At 66.5% G+C, this 19,773-nt stretch carries 12 protein-coding genes and 1 riboswitch; of the genes, 6 read left to right on the top strand and 6 right to left on the bottom strand.

All coding sequences use genetic code 11. The features are described from left to right. Window positions 1-3: 3 nt before the first annotated feature. Window positions 4-546: a cysteine dioxygenase family protein gene (locus tag AWB81_RS15115; RefSeq protein ID WP_062636653.1), complete on the bottom strand. Its 543-nt coding sequence runs from the start codon at window positions 544-546 to the stop codon at window positions 4-6. Window positions 547-675: 129 nt separating this feature from the next. Between AWB81_RS15115 and AWB81_RS15110 the strand changes: the two genes are divergently transcribed. Both AWB81_RS15110 and AWB81_RS15105 read left to right on the top strand, forming a co-directional pair. Continuing rightward, complete coding sequence (locus AWB81_RS15110; RefSeq protein WP_062636651.1) at window positions 676-1,152, top strand: Lrp/AsnC family transcriptional regulator; 477 nt, start codon at window positions 676-678, stop codon at window positions 1,150-1,152. Window positions 1,153-1,248: 96 nt separating this feature from the next. Then, window positions 1,249-1,458: a hypothetical protein gene (locus AWB81_RS15105; protein WP_062636649.1), complete on the top strand. Its 210-nt coding sequence runs from the start codon at window positions 1,249-1,251 to the stop codon at window positions 1,456-1,458. A 15-nt stretch (window positions 1,459-1,473) separates the two neighbouring features. On the opposite strand, the gene AWB81_RS15100 is transcribed toward AWB81_RS15105, so the two are convergent. Then, entirely contained in the window at window positions 1,474-4,017 is a 2,544-nt protein-coding gene (locus AWB81_RS15100) for an FUSC family protein (protein WP_062636647.1), read from the bottom strand. Window positions 4,018-4,201: 184 nt separating this feature from the next. On the opposite strand from AWB81_RS15100, the gene recC reads away from it, so the two are divergent. From recC to arfB, 4 genes are read left to right on the top strand one after another with little or no spacing between them, the layout of a single operon-like run. Further along, entirely contained in the window at window positions 4,202-7,588 is a 3,387-nt protein-coding gene (gene recC, locus AWB81_RS15095) for an exodeoxyribonuclease V subunit gamma (protein WP_062636645.1), read from the top strand. Then, on the top strand, window positions 7,588-11,280 hold the full coding sequence (recB, locus tag AWB81_RS15090) for an exodeoxyribonuclease V subunit beta (RefSeq protein ID WP_062636805.1): 3,693 nt from the start codon (window positions 7,588-7,590) through the stop codon (window positions 11,278-11,280). Before recC ends, recB begins: the two co-directional genes overlap by 1 nt. Continuing rightward, window positions 11,277-13,298, top strand: a complete 2,022-nt coding sequence (locus AWB81_RS15085) for an AAA family ATPase (RefSeq protein ID WP_062636643.1) — start codon at window positions 11,277-11,279, stop codon at window positions 13,296-13,298. The genes recB and AWB81_RS15085 overlap by 4 nt, the downstream gene beginning before the upstream one ends. Next, window positions 13,295-13,705: an alternative ribosome rescue aminoacyl-tRNA hydrolase ArfB gene (gene arfB / locus AWB81_RS15080; RefSeq protein ID WP_062636641.1), complete on the top strand. Its 411-nt coding sequence runs from the start codon at window positions 13,295-13,297 to the stop codon at window positions 13,703-13,705. Before AWB81_RS15085 ends, arfB begins: the two co-directional genes overlap by 4 nt. A gap of 90 nt (window positions 13,706-13,795) precedes the next feature. Here the strand turns inward: arfB and AWB81_RS15075 are convergent, their stop codons facing one another. The 4 genes from AWB81_RS15075 to thiC form a co-directional block, all read right to left on the bottom strand. Further along, window positions 13,796-15,397, bottom strand: coding sequence for an L-lactate permease (locus AWB81_RS15075; RefSeq protein WP_062636638.1), 1,602 nt, complete (start codon window positions 15,395-15,397; stop codon window positions 13,796-13,798). 689 nt (window positions 15,398-16,086) lie between these two features. Continuing rightward, window positions 16,087-16,551: a hypothetical protein gene (locus tag AWB81_RS15070; protein ID WP_062636636.1), complete on the bottom strand. Its 465-nt coding sequence runs from the start codon at window positions 16,549-16,551 to the stop codon at window positions 16,087-16,089. Between the two features lie 201 nt (window positions 16,552-16,752). Beyond that, window positions 16,753-16,965 carry a YMGG-like glycine zipper-containing protein gene (locus tag AWB81_RS15065; RefSeq protein ID WP_062636634.1) on the bottom strand — a complete coding sequence of 71 codons (213 nt, stop codon included), beginning with the start codon at window positions 16,963-16,965 and terminating at the stop codon, window positions 16,753-16,755. 386 nt (window positions 16,966-17,351) lie between these two features. Then, window positions 17,352-19,283 carry a phosphomethylpyrimidine synthase ThiC gene (gene thiC, locus AWB81_RS15060; RefSeq protein WP_062636632.1) on the bottom strand — a complete coding sequence of 644 codons (1,932 nt, stop codon included), beginning with the start codon at window positions 19,281-19,283 and terminating at the stop codon, window positions 17,352-17,354. A gap of 154 nt (window positions 19,284-19,437) precedes the next feature. Further along, a riboswitch (TPP riboswitch) is annotated at window positions 19,438-19,533 on the bottom strand. Window positions 19,534-19,773 lie beyond the last annotated feature (240 nt).

Here is a 19,773-nt window from a genome sequence, read left to right as displayed (position 1 = left end):
CCCTCAGACGGCGACCAGATCGTTGACGTGTGTCGCGATGTGCGCGGCCGCCACGCCGTAGACGTGCAGTGAAATCGCGCGCTGTCGTGCTTGTGTCGCGTTGCCCAACTGGTGGATCGCGCCGCGCCCGGCACCGGCGAACGAGACCGCGCCTCTATCGCGGGCCTGTTCGCGTACCGCATAGGCGCGGTTTTCGGCCGGGTCCCAGCGGTAAAGTGTCTCGACGAGCGAACCTTCGATGACCGCATAGCCGCACCACGTGCGGTGCGCATGAACCGGGCTCGCCTGACCCGGCGCCCAGACGAGCGCGGCGACCGCGTAGCGGCCGCGCGGATCGGCGGCGAGCAGATGCCTCGTGTACCCGTTCGCGTCGCCCTCGCGCTCGGCGGGCGCGAGCAGGCGCTCGTCCCGTGCCGCCGACGACAACGCCTCGCGCACGAGGCGCGCGAAGTCAGCGGGGGTATCGAACGCGGCGTCGAGCCGGTCGATCAGCCGGGTGAGCGTGCAGGCGTTTGGGCAACGAGCGGGAAGGGTTTCGCGGATCATGGTTTCGGCGCGTGTTGTCGTTATGGATGAGCACCATTTATACCGGTTTGCATCGGGAATTAGTTTCCATATAATTCCGTGCGATCATCCAAAAGTAGAATAATTTCCTATAAGGGGCGCAGTGTGGGAATGGACCTCATCGACCGCAAGCTGCTGGAACTGCTGCAGGCTGACGTCACGATGCCGATTGCGGAACTGGCGCAGCGCGTCAACCTTTCGCAGACGCCGTGCTGGAAACGCGTGCAGCGCCTGAAGGAGACCGGCGTGATCCGGGCGCAGGTGGCGCTGTGCGATCCGCGCAAGCTGGGTGTGGGTACGACGGTGTTCGTCGCCGTGCGCACGAACCAGCACACGCAGAGCTGGGCGGAGGACTTCACGCGCGCGGTGCGCGATATTCCGGAAGTGGTCGAGGTGTACCGGATGAGCGGCGAGACCGACTACCTGCTGCGCGTGGTGGTGTCGGATATCGACGACTACGACCGCGTCTACAAGGAACTGATTCGCGCGGTGCCGCTCTACGACGTGAGTTCGAGTTTCGCGATGGAGCAGATCAAGTACTCGACGGCGCTGCCGGTCAGGCCGCCGCTGACGGATACGGGACGCTGAGCCGAACGGCGCGTGGCACGCAACATGCAATGCTTCTGAAACCCGGCCCGGGTAACATGACGCCTCCATTCGCACGCCACACTCGAGTTTCCCTCCATGTCCGAAGACCGCAGCAAGCCTCGTCCGCAGAAAAAGAACCCGACACGCGCGATCAGCGTATTCATCGTCGTGGTCGTGCTGGCGGTGATCGGTACGCTCTTCTTCAACGCGATCCGCGAAAAACACGAATTCGAGCGGCAAAACGCGCAGCCGACGCTCGCGAGCGGCGCGGCGCCGGCGGTGCCGGCCATCGGCGCTTCGCAATAAGCTCCAGCCGGTCCTTTACGCGGGCAGCCGGATCACGCTCGCATCCTTGCGGATCAGCATCGACGCGGCGAGCATCTGCTTGCACTGATGCGCAAGCAGCTTCAGGTCGTGGAGGACGTCGCCGGGAATCTCGTCGGTGCGTTCGGCCGTCACCACCATCGAATCGAGCTCGCGCCTGAGTTCCTTCACCCGTTCGCCGTGGTCCTCGGAAGGTGCCGCGCCGGTCTGCGCCTCGGTGAGGTCCTCGCGGATCACCGCGAGCGTGCGCTGCACCGGCTCGATCGCGTAGCCTTCGACGTTCGCGAGCGACTGCAGCAGCGGCGCCGCCGCGGTGATCTGCGAGGCGAGCACATGCGACTGCACGAGCAGGTCGTTGAGTTCGGCGACAAACTTCTGCTGCGCTTTCGGTTCGAGCATCATCCGCTGGAACGCCTGCCCCAGATTCGCGAACGCGACGTGCACGTTCTTGCGCGCGAGCCGGTACCGGTAATTGCGATCGAGCGCCGTGGCGGCGACGGTCGCCGCCGCCGACGCACCGGCGCCCGTTGCCGCGGCCGTGCTCTCGCCAACGGCCACCGACGACAGTTTCGCCGCCGTCGCGTTGGCCGACTTGAGCGCGGGCGCCGGTTCGACGGCGGTCGCGGTCTCTTTCGATGGCGCGGCGACGACCGGATCGACCGTTCGAGCCTCGGGCGACGATGCGACGGCCGCGCGGGCGTTGCTGTCGGCGAATACGGCGGCGCCGGAAGTCGCCTCCGCCAGCACCTGATTCGCGACCGCTTCGCCCTTTGCGTGAGCCCGCGCGATGCCCGTCTCCGTCTTCGCGGCCTTCGCCGCACCCGCCTTCGCAGTGCCCCAGCCGCTCGCTTCGAGATAGTTGCGCATCGCCGCGATCATGTCGTTGACGAGCTTGCCCATCAGCCGGTATTCCCAGTACGGAAAGAGATGGCTCGCGGCAATCGCGATCGCGCTGCCGACGACCGTGTCGATCGCCCGCTCGCCGATGAGGCGAAGGCTCCCCGGCGCGAGCAGATGGAACATCAAGAGCACGAACGACGACGTGAACACCACGCTCGCCGTGTAGTTGAAGAGCAGGAGGCTGTAGCTCATCACCATCGACGCGAACATCACGATCAGAAGCAGGTGCGGCTCCTTCACGAGCAGAATGAGCGCGACGGTCGCCGCGCAGCCGATCGCCGTGCCGATGATCCGCTGGGTATTGCGCTGCTTGGTCAGCGAGTAGCCGGGCTTCAGGATGATGACGGTCGTCATCACGATCCAATACGCATTGGTGAGCGGCAGGAGCCGCCCGAGCCAGAAGCCCGCGCCGACCGCGATCGTCACGCGCAGCGCGTGACGGAACGAGGGCGAGGCCATCGTGAGATTCGAGAAGATCTGCATCGGCGGCACGCGGCGGCTGGAGATGAAGCGCGAGAGCGCGTTGTCGATGCGCATCTCGGTTTCGGTGACGTCGACGTCCTGGCGCGTGTGCCGGCGCATCCGTTCGATGAGGCGCGTCGCGCTCCAGAGGCGCCGGAACACGGCCGCGACGGCCGCATAGGCTTCCGGATTCTTCCCGGGCAGCCCGTGCTTGCGCATCAGTTCCAGTTCGTATTCGATCGCGCGCAACTCCGCCTTCACGCTGATCTTCGCGCGCGCTGGCTGGTTCTGCAGCACGGCGAGGCCGATTTCTTCGAGATCGAGGGCGGCCTTTCTCATCAGGTCGCGATAGAAGATCAAAAGGTCCGAGCCGCCGAACTCGCCGCGCACGAGCGGATAATCGGTGTGTGCGCCGACGAAGAACTCGTGCAGGTCGACCACGTTGATGAACAGGTTGAAGAGCTTCGCGCGGCGCGCGTCGAGCTTGCCTTTCTTCAGCTTCGGCAGGTTGCGCAGCACGATGTCGCGCGCGGCGTCCTGCCGCTCGACCGCCGCGATCTGCTTTTCGATCAGCTTGCGATAACACTCGTCGAGGTCGGCGTCGGCATCGTAGAAGTCAGCGCGCGCCATCAGGTATTCCGCGCAACTGAAGATGCTTTCCGCGAGCGCCTGCTGCTCGATGCGGTACACCTGCCAGTGGCTGATGAGCGTCGCCCAGTAGGTGTACCAGAGGCCGCCGAGCAGGATCCACGAGGCGTTGACGAGCGCCTGCATCGGCGTGAACTGCTCTTCCAGCGTGACGATCATCATGAAGAGCGTCGCGAAGCTGATCTGCGGCCAGCGGTTGCCATACACGACGATCAGCGACAGCACGAACGTCAGCGGCACGACCGTGAGCCAGAGCGTCAGCACGTTCGCGGTGGCGATGCCCGTGGCGAGCGCGGCGAAGAAGCCGATCACCGTGCACGCGAGCATTTCGTTGTGCTTGTACTTGAGCGGGCCGGGCATGTCGACGACGCAGGCGCCGAGCGCGCCCGTCGCGATCGTGAAGCCGAGTTCGCGATTGTGGAACACAGTCAGCATCAAAACGGCGGGAAGCGAAACGCCGAAAGCGATGCGCAAGCCACCGAAAAAGTACTGGCTGTAGATGAACTTCCTGATTTCGAGCGAATAGCGCATCGACTTCCTGATTTTGACGCTTATTGGTATGGGCGGGCTCCCGTGACACCCGCCTGAAACTGAATTCGAGTCTAACCCAACTGCAAACGGTTCTGACCTCATCCGATCGGCCAGGTTCTGCGTGCGAGCGGCCTTTGATATGCTGTCGCATCACTTCGGAGCCGTCCGATTCACAGCAGGATCTATGCTCGAACTTTTCTATTCGAATCGTCATGAAACGCTGTCGCAGGCGCTTTTTGACGACCTCTCGGCGTTCTCGATGCGCTCGGGCGATCCGTTCGCGAGCCAGCCCGTCATCGTGCCGAGCGCGGCCGTGCGGCGGCGGCTCGAGCTCGACATGGCCGCGCGCTTCGGCATCTGCGCGAACGTGGAGTTCGGCTATCTCGCGCAGTGGCTGTGGGCGCAGATCGGGCGCGTGATGGAGGTGCCCGTCCATTCGCCGTTCGCGCCGGACCGGCTCGCGTGGCGCTGCTACCGGCTGCTCGCCGGGCCGGCCTTCAACGAGTCGGCGCGGCTTCGTGCCTACCTCGCCGCCGCCGACGATTCGATGCGCTACGAACTCGCACGCCGCATCGCGACCGTTTTCGATCACTACCTGACCTACCGTCCCGAATGGCTCACGCAGTGGCAGCAGGGCGGTTCGATCCTGGCGTCTTCGGGCGCGGGTGAAATCGATGCGCGCGGGCCGCGCCTCGCGGGCGCGAGCGAAATCCAGCGCGAGGACGAGCGCTGGCAGGCGGCCTTGTGGCGCGCGCTCCTCGCCGACCTCGCCGCGAGCTCGAAGGAAGCCAGCTACGATCCGACGCCGCCCGCGTACCGCTTTCTCGCCGAATCCGCGAAACTCGATCTCAATGACGTGATGCAAGCCGAATGGCCGGAGCGCATCAGCGTGTTCGCGCTGCCGACGATGCCGCCGCTACACATCGCGTTGCTGCGCGAACTATCGCGCTGGATCGACGTGCGCATTTACGCGATGAATCCGTGTCAGGAGTTCTGGTACGACATCGTGAGCGTCGCGCGGGTCGAGCAACTGGAAATGAAGGGCGAGCTCGACTATCAGGAGGTCGGCAATCCGCTGCTCGCGGAGTGGGGGCGCCAGACGCAGGCGCAACTGCATATGCTGCACGAACTGACCGAGAGCGCGGCCTCGCGCGATGCGAGCCACTTCGAGCGCAACCCGGCGCCGACCTGGCTCGCGCGCGTGCAGAACGCGATCCTCGACCTGAGCGATCCCGCCGACGATGTTCCGGTGGAAGAGCCGGGCATCGAAGTGCACGTCTGCCACAGTCTCTCGCGGCAGCTCGAAGTGCTGCACGACCGTCTGCTCGGCTGGTTCGATTCGATCGAAGGGCTGGAGCCGTCGGACGTGCTCGTCGCGTTTCCCGATCTCGCTGCGGCAGGCCCCCTGATCGACGGGGTGTTCGGCACGGCGCCATCAGGCGCGGCAAATGAGCGGCGCCGCATTCCGTATCGCATCACGGGCTTGCCGCCGTCGCAGGCGAATCCCGTCGCGCGCGTGCTGCTCGACTGGCTCGCGCTACCCGAGCAGAGCGTCGGCGCGCCGGATCTGATCGAATGGCTGCGTGTCGATGCGATCGGCGCGCGCTACGGCATCGACGCCGCAGCGCTCGAAACCGCGCAGGCATGGTTTGCGGCGGCGGGCGCGCGGCGCGGCCTCGCGCCCGCCGAGATCACGGCGGAGCACGTTCCGCCCGCCCGCCACACATTCTCCGACGCGCTGACGCGTCTCTTTCTCGGCTACGCGCTGCCCGACGGCGGCGCGCCCGTCGACGAATGGCTGCCGGTGGAAGGCGCGAACGGTTCGGATGCGGAACTGCTCGGGCGTCTCACGCGCTTCATCGACGATATCGATGCCTTCGCCGAGCGCGCCACGCAACCGCGCACGCCGCGCGCGTGGGGCGAACTGATGCAGGATGCGCTCGAACGCTTCTTCGACCCGGGCCTCGCGTTCAGCGATTCGATCGCCGACGTGCGGGGCACGCTCGACGCGCTGATCGTCGCGATGAGCGAAGGCGCGGGCGACACGGAAGTGCCTGCCGCCGTGCTGCGCACTGCATTCACCGACGCCCTCGACGACCCCGCGCGCGGCGGCGTGCCGTGGGGCGGCGTGACGTTTTCGTCGCTTACCAGCCTGCGCGGCCTGCCGTATCGCGTGGTCTGCCTGCTCGGCATGGACGACGGCATGCTGCCGAGCCTCGCGCGCGCCGACGAGTTCGACTTGATGGCGAAGTTCGGCAAGCTCGGCGACCGCCAGCGCCGCGACGACGAACGCAATCTATTTCTCGACCTGCTGCTTTCAGCGCGCGACCGGCTGATGATCGCGTACACGGGTCGCAGCATTCGCGATAACGCCGCGCTGCCGCCCGCCGCGCTGATCGACGAGATGCTCGACTATCTGGCCGAGGCCGCGGCGGGCGAGCATCCGTCGCCGGATGAACTGAAACAAGCCCGCGCGCGCTTCGTCTTCGATCATCCGTTGCAGCCGTTCGCGCCCGAGTACTTCGAGCCGGGCGCACCGCTATTCACCTACGAGCCGGAGCGCGCGGAACTCGCGCGCACGCTCGCGCTCGGGCGCGCGCAAAAGCCCGTCACGTTCTTTTCGGAGCCGCTGCCGCCCGAGGACGAAACCGAGCCCGTCGCCTTCGACGACTTCGTGCGCTTCTGGCGTCATCCGGCGCGCGCGCTGTTGCGGGATCGACTCGGCATAGCGCTCTTCGACGCAGAAAGCGAACTCGGCGACACCGAACCGTTCGAGCTCGACTTCAGCGGCCGCGATGCGCTTGCCGGCCGCGTGCTGCCTTCGCTGCTCGACCTGAGCGACGATGGCGCGCGTGCCCGCCGGGTCGCGCGGGCGAGTCCCGAGATGCCGGGCGGCGCGACGGGCGGCGTATGGCAGGCGCAGGAACTGCATGCGCTGCATCATCTGGCGAAGCGCGTGCGCGACGCGCTGGAAGAGGGCGCGACGCGCCTGCCGTTTTCGCTGGAAATTGCACCGCGCTGGCCCGAGACTTCGGGCGCCGAACTCTTCAGCGTCTTCGATACGCAACTCGCCGACGACGCCTCCGCACATCCGCTGCGACTGCACGGCACGCTGAACCTGCTGACGCCGCAAGGTCAGGTGATCTATCGATACGACGCGCCGCGCGCGCGCGACTACCTCACCGCCTGGCTCGCGCATCTTGCCTACTGCGCGGCGCTGCCCGACGGTCCGCGACGAACGGTGTGGCACGGTCGCGGCGCGCAGTCGTCGAGTTTCGAGCTGACAGCGGTGGCGAATCCGCTCGCGCATCTCGCGACGCTCGCCGCGCTTTACCGCGCGGGACGCCGCATGCCGCTGCGTTTCTTCCCGAAGAGCGCGTGGCTAAAGATGACCGAAGGCGATTCGAAGGCGGAAGGTGCGTGGCTCTCGGAGCGCACTCGCAGCGAATCCGACGATCCCGCGCTGCGCATCGCGTTTCGCGGCACAAATCTCTCGCTGGACGAAACCTTCGCGGCGCTCGCGAAGCTCGTCTTCGAACCATTGATGCTGCATCTTCGGAGCGACGCATGATGAACGCTCCGCATTCATACGTCGAGGAACTCGACGTCTTCGCGTGCCCGCTCGACGGTGTGAACCAGATCGAGGCATCGGCGGGAACCGGCAAGACGTGGAACATCTGCGCGCTCTACGTGCGGCTGCTGCTGGAAAAGAAGCTCGCCGCCGACCAGATTCTGGTCGTGACCTTCACGAAGGCCGCGACCGCCGAATTGCACGAACGGATTCGCGCGCGACTTGCTGAAATCGCACACGCAATCGAGAACGGCGATAGTGCGGGCGATCCGTTCATCGAACGCCTCTTCGAAACGACGCTCGCCGAGATCGATCACGAAGAAGCGCTCAAGCGTATTCACATTGCGCTGCACACCTTCGACCAGGCCGCGATCCACACGATCCACGCGTTCTGCCAGCGCGCGTTGCAAGAGGCGCCGTTCGCAGCCGCGATGCCGTTCGCGCTGGAAATGGAGGCCGACGACAGCGCGCTGCGCTTCGAACTCGCCGCCGATTTCTGGCGTGAGCGCGTCGAGCCGGCAGCCGCGCGCGAGCGCTCGTTTGCGGCATGGCTCGTCGCGAAAGGCGCGGGGCCGGCATCGCTCGATGCACAGCTCGCGCGGCGTTTGAAGAAGCCGCTCGCGGCGCTGCGCTGGGGCGACACGGAAGCGCCGGCAACGGAAGACGCGCAGGCGATCTTCGAGACCGCATGTGCGCTCTGGCACGCCGAACGCGACACCATCGCAAAGTTGCTCTTCGATGCCGAGGACAAGCTTAGCAAGACGACGCACAAGCGCACGATCATCGATGCCGCGATCAGCGCGTGGGCCGAGTACTTCGGCAATGCCGACTGCCACGCGGCGCCACCGCAGGCCGCGTTGAAGCTCACTGCGACGGCGCTCAAGGACGGCACGAAGAAGAAGCACACGCCGCCGGAACACGCGTTCTTCGATCACGCCGAAACGCTCGCCGCCGCCGCGCAGGCCGCCGAGGCGGCGCAACGCGCGTTGTGGCTCAACATCGTGCGCGAGTGGCTCGACTACGCGCCGGCGGAGCTCGCGGCAAGAAAGCGCACGCGCCGCGTCGTGTCGTTCAACGACCTGCTCTCGAACCTGTACCACGCGCTGACGAAGCACGCGTGGCTCGCGGATGCTCTCCGCGCGCGCTATCCGGCCGCGCTCATCGACGAGTTCCAGGACACGGACCCATTGCAGTTCGCGATCTTCGATCGGGTGTTCGCGCCCGGCGGGCCGCTCTTTCTGGTCGGCGACCCGAAGCAGGCGATCTACAGCTTTCGCGCCGCCGACCTGCACACGTATCTCGCGGCGCGCGAGGCGGCGTCGGCGCGCTTCACGCTCGCGGTGAACCAGCGCTCGACGGCACCTATCATCGATGCCTGCAACCGCGTGTTCGGCGCGAATCCGTCGGCGTTCATCCTCGACGGGCTCGACTACCAGCCGGTGCGCGCGGGCACGAGACGGCGCGCGCCGTTCGTCGACCGCACGCCGGCGGCGTCGTATTCCGATTCCGCCGATTTCTGCGTGTGGATGCTGCCTCACGGCGAGTCGGCACTGACGAAGAACCGCGCGCATCGCGACGCCGCCGAAGCGTGCGCCGCCGAGATCGTGCGGCTTTTGCGCGGCGCGCAACACAACCAGGTGACGGTCGGCGACGCGCCGCTCTCGCCCGGCCAGATCGCCGTGCTCGTGCAGACGCACCGGCAGGGCAGTCTCGTGAAGCGCGTGCTCGCCGCGTGGGGCGTCGGCAGCGTGGAACTGGCGCAGGCTTCGGTGTTCGGCACGCTCGACGCCGAGCAGATCGAACGCGTGCTCGCCGCCATCGACACGCCCGGCGACCTGCGCCGCCTGCGCGCCGCGCTCGCGACCGACTGGCTCGGGCTCGACGCCGCCGCGCTCTGGCGTCTCGAACACGCCGATTCTGCCGACGCCGCGAGCGACGCGATGAGCTGGGTCGAACGCTTCTCGCGCTACCGGACGCTCTGGCACGAGCGCGGCTTCGCCGTGATGTGGCGCACGCTTGCGCGCGAGCTGAAAATCGCCGAGCGGCTCGTCGCGGGCATCGATGGCGAGCGCCGGCTGACCAATGTCAATCATCTCGCGGAACTCCTGCAGGCGCGCGGCGCCTTGCTGCCGGGCATCGCGCCGACGCTGCGCTGGCTCGCCGCTCAGCGCGCGGAAGAAGGCGGCGCCGACGAAGCGCAGTTGCGGCTCGAATCGGATCGCAACCTCGTGCAGATCGTGACGGTCCACAAGTCGAAGGGGCTGGAATACGCGGTTGTCTTCTGTCCGTTCCTGAACGACGGCTCGTTGCGCGAGCCGCCGTCGTCCGGCCTGCCCGATGCGAAGGAATATCACGACGAAGCCGGCGACGCGGTGCTCCACTACGGCATCGACGACGAAGCCGCCGACCGCGCGAAGGCGCTCATCGCCCGCGAACAGGCGGCGGAGCGCGCGCGGCTCGTGTATGTGGCGCTCACGCGCGCCGTGTACCGCTGTTATGTGGTCGGCGGCGTTTATCTCGTCGGCAAGAATTCGACGAAGGAAGCGCGGCGCAGCGTGCTCAACTGGCTCGTCGCGGGCCGCGGTCACGAGTTCGGCAACTGGCTCGCCGAGCCGCCCGCCGAGGACGATGTGATCGCCCACTGGCACGCCCTCGCGGCAGAGTCGGGCGGTTCGATTTCGACGGAGCCGTTGCCGGTCATCGAAGCGCGCGAGCCGCTCGTGAGCCGGCGCGCGTCGGAGCACGAACTCGCGGCGCGCACGAGCCGGCGTCTGTTGCGCGACAGCTGGCGCATGGCGAGCTTCAGCTCGCTGATCGCGGCGGGCGCGCGCGACGAGTCGAACCAGCCGCAGCCCGCCGACGCGCGGCCCGATCACGACGAACTCGTCGATGCGATCGACGCGCTGCAGCCGGATGTCGCCGAGCCGCGCGAGCGCGAAAAGACGCCGCTCGCAGACGACGATATCCTCGCGTTCCCGCGCGGGCCGGCGGCGGGCGAATGTCTGCACCGGATGTACGAACTGGCGGATTTCACGTCGCCGGAAACGTGGCCGAAGGCCATCGAACGGGCGCTGCGCGAACACCCGACGCCAGCGCCCGAGCCGCTTGCGCGCCAGTTGCCCGCAATGATGGCGCGCGTTCTCGCGGATACGGTCGCGACCGAACTCGTGCCCGGCATGCGGCTTGCGGCCATCGGACCGAAGCGCCGCATGAACGAGCTCGAATTCCTGTTCCCGGCAGAGGCGCTCGACTTCGCGGCGCTACGGCGGCTTCTCGCCGCGCACGGTTTTCCGGACGTCGCGCTGGAAGCGGGCACCTTGCGCGGCTTCGTCAAGGGATTCATCGACATGATCGTCGAGCACCAAGGGCGCTTCTGGATCGTCGACTGGAAGTCGAATCATCTGGGCGATACGCCCGCCGATTACGACACCGCGTCGCTCGACAAGGCAATGGCCTCGCACGCCTATCATCTCCAGGCGCTTTTCTATGTGGTCGCGCTGCATCGCTATCTGCGCGCGCGGCTCGCGGGGTACGAATTCGAGACGCATATGGGCGGCTATCTCTATCTGTTCGTTCGCGGCGTGCGGCCCGACTGGCGCAATGATGCACGAGCGGCGGGCGTGCATGTCGGACGCCCCGAACGCTCGCTCGTCGAAGCGCTCGACCGGCTGATGGCGGGAGTTCCGGCATGAACGCGCGAACGACGCCAGCTGCCATCGTCGCCGACGAAGGCATCGCGCTCGCCGAGGGTTTCGCGCGCAGGATCGGCGTGCTCGCGAAGCGCCTGACGAGCGATCCCGCGAGCATCCGCTGGGCCGAACGGGCCGCGTTCGCCGTGAGCCGAGCGACGGCGCAAGGACACGTGTGCGTGGCGCTTCCCGCGCTCGCCAGGCGCTATGGAGAGGACGTCGGGGCGGCGCGCGCCGCGCTTCTTGCGAGCGGCCTCGCGTGTGACGGAGAAGGTGCGGCGGCGGATCTGCTGCCGCTTGTCGTCGACGAAGGGCAGCGCGTGTATCTCGCGCGCTACTTCGACTACGAGCGGCGGCTCGCACGGGCGCTCGTTGCGCGAATGCGTGACGAAACGCAGCATGGCGCAGCGAGTGACCTTGCAACGCTCGCCCAGCGCCTCGCGCGCTTTTTCGGCCCGCCGCAGGACGATGACATCGACTGGCAGCGCGTCGCGGCGCTCGTCGCGCTCGGCGGGCGCCTCACCATCGTGAGCGGCGGCCCCGGCACGGGCAAGACGACGACGGTGGTCGGCGTGCTTGCGTGCCTCATCGACGAGACCCCGAACCTGCGCATCGCGCTCGCCGCGCCGACCGGCAAGGCCGCGCAGCGCATGCAGGAAGCGCTCATCGAACGCGCCGGGCAACTGCCGCCGGAACTCGCGGCGCGCCTGCCGCGCACGTCGTTCACGCTGCAGAGGCTGCTCGGCACGCTGCCGGACGGGCGCTTTCGCCATCACCGCGACAACCCGCTGCCCTACGACGTCATCGTGGTCGACGAGGCTTCGATGATCGACGTCGCGCTCGCCGCGCACCTGCTCGAAGCGGTCGCGCCCGACGCGCGGCTCGTGATGCTCGGCGACAAGGACCAGCTCGCCGCCGTCGAGGCGGGCGCCGTGTTCGCCGAGTTGAGCGCGCGGCCGGTTTTCAGCGAAGCGGGCGCCGCGCGCATCGCGGCGGGGCTCGGGGTCTCGCCGAAGCGCTTCAACGCCGCGCTGCCGGATGGCGCCGCCGAGCCGCGCGCGTTCGGCGCTATCGAAGACGACTACCTTCTGATCGACGACAGCGAAGGCTATGCCGGTCTGCATGAAGCCATCTCTGAACCGTGGCATCCGGAGCCCGTGGACGCGCCCGCATTGAACCCGCTCACCGATTGCGTCGTATGGCTCGAACGCAATTACCGCTTCGGGCTCGACTCGGACATCGGCCGGCTGTCGGTTGCGATCCGGCGTGGTTCGGTGCAGGCCGCGCTGGAAGCTTTGCGGGCGTCGGACGCCGGCGACGACGGCACGCGAGCCGCCGTTCTCGTCGACGACCACGCGCCGGCGCTTTCCGATCGCACGCTCGCGCGCCTTGCCGCGGGCTTCGCACCCTATGCGCAGTCGCTCGCCGCTGCGCTCGAAGGGCAGTCCGGTGTCGCAGCGCTCTTCGACGCGCTCAACCGCTTTCGCGTGCTGTGCGCGACACGCGAGGGCGCACGCGGCGTCGACGAGATCAATGCGCGCGTCGCGGCGAAGGTGCGCGAGCGGGCGGGTGGCGCACTTGCGTTCGGTGCGCAGTGGTTCGCCGGCCGGCCCGTGATCGTGACGCGCAATGACTACGCGCTCGGACTTTTCAACGGCGACATCGGTATCGCGATGCCCGCCGCCGACGGCGCGCTGCGCGTCGCGTTCCGCATGGCCGACGCGAGCTTGCGCTTCGTGTCGCCGGCGGCGCTCCCGCCGCACGACACTGCGTTCGCGCTGACGGTCCACAAGTCGCAAGGCTCGGAATTCGATCACGCCGCGCTGGTGCTGCCTGCCACGTTCAATCGCGTGCTGTCGCGCGAACTCGTCTACACGGCGATTACGCGCGCGAAGAAGCGCGTCGACGTGATCGGGTCGCCGGCGATCTTCGCGCAGGCCGTCGCCACGCCTACCCGGCGCGATTCCGGGCTGGCCGCGCGCATCGCCCAGGTTGCGCGCATCGCGGAGGACACGCCATGACGACGCACCGCTACGAGATCGCGCCGAACGAAGTCGAGCTGACGGCCGTCCGCGCGCAGGGCGCGGGCGGCCAGAACGTCAACAAGGTGTCGAGTGCGATCCATCTGCGCTTCGACGTTCGGGCGTCGTCGCTGCCGGAGACGATCAAGCTGCGGCTGCTCGGGCTTTCCGACAGCCGTGTCACGCGCGATGGCGTGATCGTCATCAAGGCGCAGGAGCATCGCACGCAGGACATGAACCGCGCCGCGGCGCTCGCGCGTCTCGACGAGATGATCCACAGCGTCAGCGTGACGCGCCGCGCGCGGGTTGCGACCAAGCCGACGCGCGCCTCGCAGACGAGGCGCGTCGAATCGAAGGTGCGGCGCGGCGCGATCAAGGCGGGGCGAGGGCGCGTGGAGGGGGACTAGGCGCGGGCCGCCGCGTTTCAGGTTCGCGACTCGCAGTAAACGGTTGAGCCGGGTGCGTTGTCTGGCCGCGAGGGCTCGCGGCCCGCGCCTTCAATGCGGCGGAATCATCCACGTCAGCACGTTCTGCTGCAGCCACACGAGCACGCCGAGCAGCACGGTCAGCAGAATCGAATGCTTGAACGTGCGCGAGAAGACCAGTCCCTCCTGACCCTTCAGATCGGTTGTCGCGACGCCCGTCGAAATGTTCTGCGGCGAGATCATCTTGCCCATCACGCCGCCCGACGAATTGGTCGCCGCCATCAGCACCGGATCGAGATTCAGTTGCCGCGCCGCGACCACCTGCAGGTTGCCGAAGAGCGCGTTGCCCGACGTGTCGCTGCCCGACAGGAACACCGCGACCCAGCCAAGAAACGCCGACACCAGCGGAAAGAGCGCGCCCACCGAAGCCACGCCAAGCCCCAGCGTGTAGTTCATGCCCGAGTAATTCATCAGGTAGGCGAGGCCGACGATGGTCGCGACGGTCAGGATGGCGATGCGCGTCTGCACCCACGTGTCTACGATCGCCGCGCCGTACTCCGCCGCCGGCAGCCGCACGAGGAGCGCCGTGATGATCGACGCAACGAGGATCGCAGTGCCCGTCGCGAGCGGCTGGAAGTCCCAGACTGCGCCGTAGGGTGCGTTGTACAGCGTGATGTACACGGCCTTGTCGAGACCGGGCCAGGGGATTTTCACGTCGCCGATCAGGAAGATCTTGAGCACCGTCCAGACGATCACCACCGCCGACACCACGATCCACGGCAGCCAGCCCTGCGCGCCAGAGAGCTCGCCGCGCGTCTGCCCGGCGCGGTCGACGTTGACCGCGAAAGCGTCGTCGGGGGCGGGCTTCCAGACGCGCAGGAACGCGACCGTCACGATCAGCGAGACGAGCGAGGAGAGCACGTCGGTGAGCGCATAGCTGATGTAGTTCGACGTCACGAACTGCGTGAGCGCGAACGCGCCGCCCGAGACGAGCAGCACCGGCCACACGCGCAGCATGTTGCGAAAGCCCGCGTAGATGCCGATCACGTAGAAGGGCAGCGCGAGCGCAAAAAACGGCAACTGGCGGCCGACCATCTTGGCGAGCGCGTCGGTCGGCAGGTGCGTCACCGCGCCGAGCACGGTGATCGGCACGCCGAGCGCGCCGAAGGCGACCGGCGCCGTATTGAAGATCAGCGTGAAGGTAAGCGCCTCGAGCGGCGGAAAGCCAAGCAGGATAAGTAGCGAACTGGTGATCGCGATCGGGGTGCCGAAACCGGAAATGCCTTCGAGCAGCGCGCCGAATGAGAAGCCGATCACCACGAGCACGATGCGGCGGTCGTTCGGCAGGTTGTCGATCATCCAGAGGCGAAACGCGTCGAAGCGGCCGGAGCGCAGCGACACGTTGTAGAGCAGGATCGCGGCGAACACGATCCACATCACCGGCCAGAGCGCGAAGACGGCTCCGGCGGCGATGGAGTCGAGCGCGAGACGGAGCGGAAAATGCCAGCCCGCCACCGCGATGGCGAGCCCGACGACGAGCCCCGCGAGCGACGCCTGCCACGCGGGGCGGCGCGCCCAGCCGAGCAGCACGAGTACGACGAGAATCGGCAGAGCGGCCACCGCGAACGACGCCCCGAGCGAGTTCGCGATGGGTGTGAGCAACTGATGGAACATGTCGCCTCCAGGGTGTTTGACTCTTGGTGTTGTCTTTCGAGTCGAGAACAGGCGCGCGTGGAGTGAAAACGTGTTCTATGCCGTGGCTGTGAAGGCGCCGAAACGAGCGGCCGGCGCCATTGGTTTCCTCAGCTTAAGCAGTTGCATAACGCGCAATGACTAAGCATAGAGCGGGGATCGTGCCAGTCAAGGTGAGAATGGTCGACTGCGAGGCGGTGTGCGCGTGCGCTCACCCGCCGCGCGGGCTGGCGGATTCGGTCGGCACGCGGTCCTCGCGACCTGTGAGTTAGGTCTTGGCTTCGACGGTATCGCGTTCGACGGCCGGCGTGCTGCGGAATACCCAGATCGTCAAGAGGCCGAGAGAAGCGAGCATCCACAGCAGGAAAAACGCGAAGGCCATCATGTCCGTTCCCCTTCAGGCGAGTGTGTAAGCGAGACGCATGGCGGGCTGTGCGCAGGAACGCGAGCCGCCGCGACATATAACGAGAAATCATCTAGCGAAAAGCGTGCCAGAGCAGCGCTCGCAGATCAGGGAGCCTTGCCGGCAAAGGGAAGGAAGCCGGAGGGCCGGAGCGACCCGCCAGCAGTATTAATCCGGCAGCGAAAAAACGTTACATCGACGATACAACTGCGTGCGTTTGGCCGCATTGCGTTACACGACGGCAACGCGGGGCTCGGCGTCGTACGAGTCAGTGGCTGTGTCCCATGCCGCCGCCATGCCAGCCGCTTCCGCCGCCGTGCCAGCCGCCGCCACCGCCATGCCACCCTCCGTGGCCGCCCCAGCAGCAGCCTCCGCCGCCCCAGTAGCCGAAGCCGACCGAGATCGAGGGGTAGCCGTAACCGTAATAAGCCGGATAGGCCGGATACGCCGGGTAAGCCGGATAAGGATAGGCGGGGTAGTACGCCGGATAGGTCGAGTAAGCAGCGGGCGGCTGCGCGACGACGTACTGCGTCGTCGTAGTGGTCGTGGCGGGATCGCCTGATTGCGTCGTGCTTTGCGTGCCGACTGGCACTTCCTGCTGCGTATAGGCCGCGCCGACAACCGGATAACCGGGATAGGGAGGGTAGGCCGAATAGCCGTAAGGGCCGACGTAATAACATCCGCTCAATGCGACGGCGCTCGCGAGCGCCGTCAACGAGAGTTTCGGATTCATGATGCTGCTCCTTTCTTGCTACTGCCTTGGGTACTGCATCGTTCGCGCGCTGCATCGAACGGGTCGGCGAAAAGAGCTTGGCGCATCGTCGGCTGACTGGCGTGAGAGCGGGTGCTCGAAGCTGAATTCGGATGTACCTGTTTATTTTAGACGCTGCGGCGCGCGCTCACATGCACGCAAATCCGCAGCGCAAACCCCGTCCTACTTGCCGACCTGATTGCCGATCACACCGCCGACGGCCGCGCCACCGAGCGTCGACAGCGCGCTGCCGCCGACCAATGCGCCCGCCGCCCCGCCGACCCCCGCCCCGACAGCGGTATCGCGTTGCCGTGTGGTCATGCTGTCGCACGCGGTGAGGCCGCCGAGCAATGCGACGACGAGAGCAGCAGCGCCGATCTGTTTGATATTTTTCATTTCGACTCTCCAATATGTTTATCAGGGTGATGCGGCCCGGCGCGAGCGCCTTGGCAGCGTCCCTTTTATCGGGTGCCGGGCCGCCGCAGTAGACGCGACGTGCGTGCATCCTTGCGGCTGATTCTTGTTGGAGCCATGCATCGACATCAGTTTTTGTCGGCCCATCCATGATCAAGCAGGAAAAGTGCCTGATTGCTGCGATGGTTTTGCAACCTCGCGGGCGAGCTTTCTGCACGGGCGTTCGGGCGCGATGGTTCAGAAATGAAACGGCCCGTCGCGCATCTCGCGCGACGGGCCGTTTTGGCAACTCGTTTGTCAGCTTGTCCGCCCGGCTGGTAATTTCGGCGCCGGGCGGCGCCCTTTCGACCAGCTGCGATCAGCTGCGATCAAGTGCGCTGGTAGATCTCCGCGCCTTTCTTCACGAACTCGATCGCTTTCGTCTGCATGCCTTGCGTGAGCGCTTCCGTGTCGGTCACGCCCTGCTTGGCCGCGTAGTCGCGCACGTCCTGTGTGATCTTCATCGAGCAGAAGTGCGGGCCGCACATCGAGCAGAAATGCGCGACCTTCGCCGAATCCTTCGGCAGCGTTTCGTCGTGGAATTCGCGCGCCTTGTCCGGATCGAGGCCGAGGTTGAACTGGTCTTCCCAGCGGAACTCGAAGCGCGCCTTGCTCAATGCGTTGTCGCGCACCTGCGCGCCCGGGTGGCCCTTCGCCAGATCGGCGGCGTGCGCGGCGAGCTTGTACGTGATGATGCCTTCCTTGACGTCGTCCTTGTTCGGCAGGCCGAGGTGCTCCTTCGGCGTCACGTAGCAAAGCATCGCCGTGCCGAACCAGCCGATCATCGCCGCACCGATGCCCGAGGTGATGTGGTCGTAGCCCGGCGCGATGTCGGTCGTGAGCGGTCCGAGCGTGTAGAAAGGCGCTTCGTCGCACCATTCGAGCTGCAGGTCCATGTTTTCCTTGATGAGTTGCATCGGCACGTGGCCCGGGCCTTCGATCATCACCTGCACGTCGTGCTTCCACGCGATCTGCGTGAGTTCGCCGAGCGTCTTCAGCTCGCCGAGCTGCGCTTCGTCGTTGGCGTCGTAGATCGAGCCGGGACGCAGGCCGTCGCCGAGCGAGAAGCTCACGTCGTAGGCCTTCATGATTTCGCAGATGTCCTCGAAGTGCTCGTACAGGAAGCTTTCCTTGTGATGCGCGAGACACCATTTCGCCATGATCGAGCCGCCGCGCGAGACGATGCCCGTCATGCGGTTCGCCGTCAGCGGCACGTATTGCAGGCGCACGCCGGCGTGGATCGTGAAGTAGTCGACGCCTTGCTCCGCCTGTTCGATCAGCGTGTCGCGGAAGATTTCCCAGGTCAGGTCTTCGGCCTTGCCATTGACCTTTTCGAGCGCCTGATAGATCGGAACCGTGCCGATCGGCACCGGCGAATTGCGGATGATCCACTCGCGCGTCTCGTGGATGTGCTTGCCGGTCGAGAGGTCCATGACCGTGTCGCCGCCCCAGCGGATCGCCCAGGTCATCTTGTCGACTTCCTCGCCGATGGACGACGTCACCGCCGAATTGCCGATGTTCGCGTTGATCTTCACGAGGAAGTTGCGGCCGATGACCATCGGCTCCGATTCCGGGTGATTGATGTTCGCGGGGATGATCGCGCGGCCGCGCGCCACTTCCTCGCGCACGAACTCGGGCGTGATCTCCTTCAGCGCGTTTTCGCCGAAGGCGGCGGCGCCGAACGCCTGGCCCGGATGCTGGCGGCCCATCATCTTCGCGAGCTTTTCGCCGTTCGGGCCGCTTGTGCGCAGGGTTTCCAGATATTCGGCGCGGCGCTGGTTCTCGCGGATCGCGATGTATTCCATTTCCGGCGTGACGATGCCCTGACGCGCGTAGTGCATCTGCGAGACGTTCTTGCCCGCGACGGCGCGGCGCGGCGTGCGATGCAGGCCGGGAAAGCGCAACTCGGCAGTGGCGGCGTCGGCGGCACGCTCGCGGCCGTAGTCGCTCGAGAGGCCGTCGAGGCTTTGCGTGTCGCCGCGCGCTTCGATCCAGCGCTGGCGCAGGGCGGGCAGGCCCGAGCGGATGTCGATTTCGGCTTCCGGGTCGCTGTAAGGGCCCGAGGTGTCGTAGACGTAGACCGGCGGGTTCTTCTCGCCGCCGAAGCTGTCGGGCGTATCGGACTGGGTGATTTCGCGCATCGGCACGCGGATGTCGGGCTGCGAGCCCGTCACATAGACCTTGCGCGAATTGGGCAGCGGAGCGATGGCGGCGGCGTCGACGACGGCGTTCTCGGACAGGAACTTCGGGTTGGCATTCATGTGCTGTCTCTCCTGGGGACGGTTATTTCCAGCAAGCCGACGGACGAACAGACGAACGCCCGGCGGCGACTGATTCAGGAGCTAAACAGGGAGGAACGAGACGGAAGGAGTTTCGGGCTTCGGAGGTTGCGTGAGAGTGAGAAGAACCCTGCGCGGTGAAACCCGAACGCTTCCCTGCGCTGGCATTATCCAGATCAGGTTCAAAGGGTATTTCTCACCCACGATGCGCGGGCAACCCCGTTCGGACCTTCGACGATGCGAAGTTTCGACGGATTGCGATGCGCAGCGCAGGACCCCCGCGTTAGCAGCCGCTACGTTACACCGCACCGTGGCGTCTTGGCAACCATCTGTAACACTGCGCTTCGCGCACAGAGTGCTTACTGCATAATGGCGGGCACCGCGATTTCCGTACTTTCCCTAGTACGCGCGGCGGCCACGTTTTTCGCCCGACATCCTTCCGCATTCCGCCATGTTGTCCTGTCTTGCCCGT

The sequence above is a fragment of the Caballeronia arationis genome (assembly GCF_001544975.2).
In the GTDB taxonomy this organism is placed as follows: Bacteria; Pseudomonadota; Gammaproteobacteria; order Burkholderiales; family Burkholderiaceae; genus Caballeronia; species Caballeronia arationis.
Note: the sequence above shows the minus strand (reverse complement) of the source record. Positions and strands in the feature narration are given on the sequence as shown.

What these genes read in the sequence shown, in the direction of transcription:
- AWB81_RS15070 (WP_062636636.1), bottom strand. Translation starts at nt 16,551, where the DNA reads ATGAATCCGAAACTCTCGTTGACGGCGCTCGCGAGCGCCGTCGCATTG.
- arfB (WP_062636641.1), top strand. Translation starts at nt 13,295, where the DNA reads ATGACGACGCACCGCTACGAGATCGCGCCGAACGAAGTCGAGCTGACG.
- thiC (WP_062636632.1), bottom strand. Translation starts at nt 19,283, where the DNA reads ATGAATGCCAACCCGAAGTTCCTGTCCGAGAACGCCGTCGTCGACGCC.
- recB (WP_062636805.1), top strand. Translation starts at nt 7,588, where the DNA reads ATGAACGCTCCGCATTCATACGTCGAGGAACTCGACGTCTTCGCGTGC.
- AWB81_RS15100 (WP_062636647.1), bottom strand. Translation starts at nt 4,017, where the DNA reads ATGCGCTATTCGCTCGAAATCAGGAAGTTCATCTACAGCCAGTACTTT.
- recC (WP_062636645.1), top strand. Translation starts at nt 4,202, where the DNA reads ATGCTCGAACTTTTCTATTCGAATCGTCATGAAACGCTGTCGCAGGCG.
- AWB81_RS15110 (WP_062636651.1), top strand. Translation starts at nt 676, where the DNA reads ATGGACCTCATCGACCGCAAGCTGCTGGAACTGCTGCAGGCTGACGTC.
- AWB81_RS15075 (WP_062636638.1), bottom strand. Translation starts at nt 15,397, where the DNA reads ATGTTCCATCAGTTGCTCACACCCATCGCGAACTCGCTCGGGGCGTCG.
- AWB81_RS15105 (WP_062636649.1), top strand. Translation starts at nt 1,249, where the DNA reads ATGTCCGAAGACCGCAGCAAGCCTCGTCCGCAGAAAAAGAACCCGACA.
- AWB81_RS15115 (WP_062636653.1), bottom strand. Translation starts at nt 546, where the DNA reads ATGATCCGCGAAACCCTTCCCGCTCGTTGCCCAAACGCCTGCACGCTC.
- AWB81_RS15065 (WP_062636634.1), bottom strand. Translation starts at nt 16,965, where the DNA reads ATGAAAAATATCAAACAGATCGGCGCTGCTGCTCTCGTCGTCGCATTG.
- AWB81_RS15085 (WP_062636643.1), top strand. Translation starts at nt 11,277, where the DNA reads ATGAACGCGCGAACGACGCCAGCTGCCATCGTCGCCGACGAAGGCATC.